Origin of the sequence: Pseudomonas aegrilactucae, assembly GCF_019168305.1 — a bacterium.
Classification (GTDB): Bacteria; Pseudomonadota; Gammaproteobacteria; order Pseudomonadales; family Pseudomonadaceae; genus Aquipseudomonas; species Aquipseudomonas aegrilactucae.
The window spans coordinates 1-2,283 of sequence record NZ_JAHTBI010000113.1; the positions used below are offsets into that span (position 1 = coordinate 1).

A 2,283-nucleotide genomic window follows, 5' to 3' on the forward strand; every position below is an offset into this window, starting at 1 on the left:
TCAAACGGCAATTTGGTTACATGAAAGTGCGCTTTCGAGGGCTGATGAAGAACACGGCTCAGTTGACCACGCTGTTCGCTCTGTCGAACCTGTGGATGGCTCGAAAACAGCTGATGGGTATGGGCGAGTTACGCGCGTAACACGGAAGACCGGGCGACAAAGCCCTCAAAACGCTGTGCATGGGGCTTTCTTTCGGCAAACGTAACCGTCCGGCGAAGTCACCTACCCGACCCCTGCAATAAGGGCGATGTTCTCCACTTAAAAAATACGTGGACACTTCGACAAGCTCGCGAAAAGCTATGCCGCTATGGTCTCGCTGGCTTGTTCCATGCGGTGTTTGCGACATCTCTTTTCGTACAGAACCTAGTGCGGGCTTTGTTGTGCCTGCCAAAACCCATTCAACAAGTATCCTTCGCTTCGATTCAGGGGGTAGGTGTTTACTGTCAGACGCGGTCGTGGGCGCACTGCCGAGAGGGCATAAGTATCCCTAAATGCCGGCAGGTCAGTAGCCGGAAAATACACGACTACTTCAGCCCCCAAGTGTTTCACTTGATTTTTAGTGGTTTCTTTGTTCGCGAAGCTTTATATGGTATTCTGCAACTCGACTAACTCTCTCGTCGATGTCAGAGCATAATCGCTTTAAATCTTCGTGCGGTGCCTTTTTGTTCGCTGCAACTGCCTGCCGAACAATTGGATGCTCGTCATATGATAGTTTGCTCAGTATTTTTTCTCCTGACCGTCTCTTCATTGCAATATTACGTCTCGTCTTCCAGTTGTCACTTTCGGACAAGTGCTGAAGGACATCTAGAGAGATTGTACGATTCTGCAGTATGTAGATTTCATAATCTGGATATTTATTAGCGACATCACGCCATATGTCATCGCTTGCGCTTTCAATAATGGCTCTGCTGTTATCACTTGCAGTAGCGCTGTCAACAAGATGGATAAACTTTTCTGCGGAATCGATCATTTTCTATCCTGGCACTTTAGCGTTCTCAGGTCGATGGAACGTCCTGTTGGACCCTTGTGCTTTCCTTCCATTACGTCCCCATGCTCATTGAGGTCTGCTTCCCACTCCAAGATTCCTCCACCTTTCGAGGCAGAAAAAACTTTCCAAGAGCTTTCATGCTCAGCTTTGTCAGCAGAGTACCAGCGCCCATTAGTTTGATCTCTATAAAGTGTGGCATTCCCCACCCCCGGAATGTGCCCATTACACTTTCTGTCATATCGTTCTATGCTCCATTTTTTCGCGCAGCATGGTCGATTATCTATATTAGGCTTTCCTGTTGGTGGGGGCGTCCTTCCCGACTTTGCTAGCCTCAAAGGATCAATCCAATCTACCGGGCTTGGAGCATACATATATAAGTTTAGCCCCCCCGCATAACTGATTGGGTCCTGACTAAGGAATCGCCCCACCCCCGGATCATAGTACCGATACCGGTTGTAATGCAGCCCAGTCTCACGGTCGTGATACTGCCCCTGAAACCGGATCGGATTGCTCAGCCCGATCTGCTTCGCCCAACCCGAGCGCTCCTCTCGTACCTCACCCCACGCCTTGTACTGCGCCGTCCACGCCACCTCGCCATTGTGGTCGGTCAGCTCCATCGGCGTGCCCAGGTGATCGCACTGATACCACGCAATCGCATCAAACGCCTGCGGTTCCATGTGCGTTTGCCACAGCGGATCCTGATCGAAATCGTAGCTGCGCTGGCTCCAGTCAGGCTGCTTGTGCAGGCGCACCGGGCCCTTGCGCAGGGCCTGCGCCACCGGCACAAAGCTGCCCGGCTCATACAGGTAATGCACCGTACGCCCGGTATCGCCTTCATCACGCGGCGGTGAGCTTTCCCAGGCCAAGGTGTCGCCGTCCCAGCCAAACAGCGTAAAACCACACTCCAACTCGCGCTGACGCTTGGCCCGCTCCAGTTGATTCCAGCCCGTGCCGGCCTGCGGCTTGTTCCAGTAGTGCGCAACTGAATGCTTGTGCAGCCGCCGTCCAAGCGCGTCGTAGCTGTACTCCACCTTGAGCTTGTCATCGCTGTAACTACTCAGCCGATCGAACAGGTCCCAGGTGAACTGCGCACGTACGCCGTTGTGCAGCCGTTGCATGAGGTTGCCGCGCTCATCGTAGGCGTAGTGCGTACCGGCATACTCACGCAGCAGGTTGTCCATCAGCCTGTTGCGCTTCGGGTCCTGGTCCAGCGGACGCTGCATCTGCTGCGCCTTGTCATCCAGCAGGTTGCCAGCCGGATCGAACGCGAAGGTCTCCACCCCCAAACGACTGGT

At 53.6% G+C, this 2,283-nt stretch carries 2 protein-coding genes and 2 pseudogenes; 2 read left to right on the forward strand and 2 right to left on the reverse strand.

Translation table 11 applies throughout. The annotated features are described in order from the left end of the window. Both KUO17_RS24575 and KUO17_RS24580 read left to right on the forward strand, forming a co-directional pair. Window positions 1-140: pseudogene (locus KUO17_RS24575) on the forward strand (IS5/IS1182 family transposase); the annotation flags it as partial. Window positions 141-274: 134 nt separating this feature from the next. Further along, window positions 275-367, forward strand: a pseudogene (locus tag KUO17_RS24580) (IS5/IS1182 family transposase); the annotation flags it as partial. 189 nt (window positions 368-556) lie between these two features. On the opposite strand, the gene KUO17_RS24585 reads toward KUO17_RS24580, so the two are convergent. After that, window positions 557-970 (reverse strand): hypothetical protein, encoded by a 414-nt coding sequence (locus tag KUO17_RS24585; RefSeq protein ID WP_217978164.1) that lies wholly within the window; start codon window positions 968-970, stop codon window positions 557-559. Continuing rightward, window positions 967-2,283 (reverse strand): RHS repeat-associated core domain-containing protein (locus tag KUO17_RS24590; protein ID WP_255263780.1); only part of this gene is annotated, 1,317 nt, incomplete at its 5' end. The genes KUO17_RS24590 and KUO17_RS24585, both read right to left, overlap by 4 nt.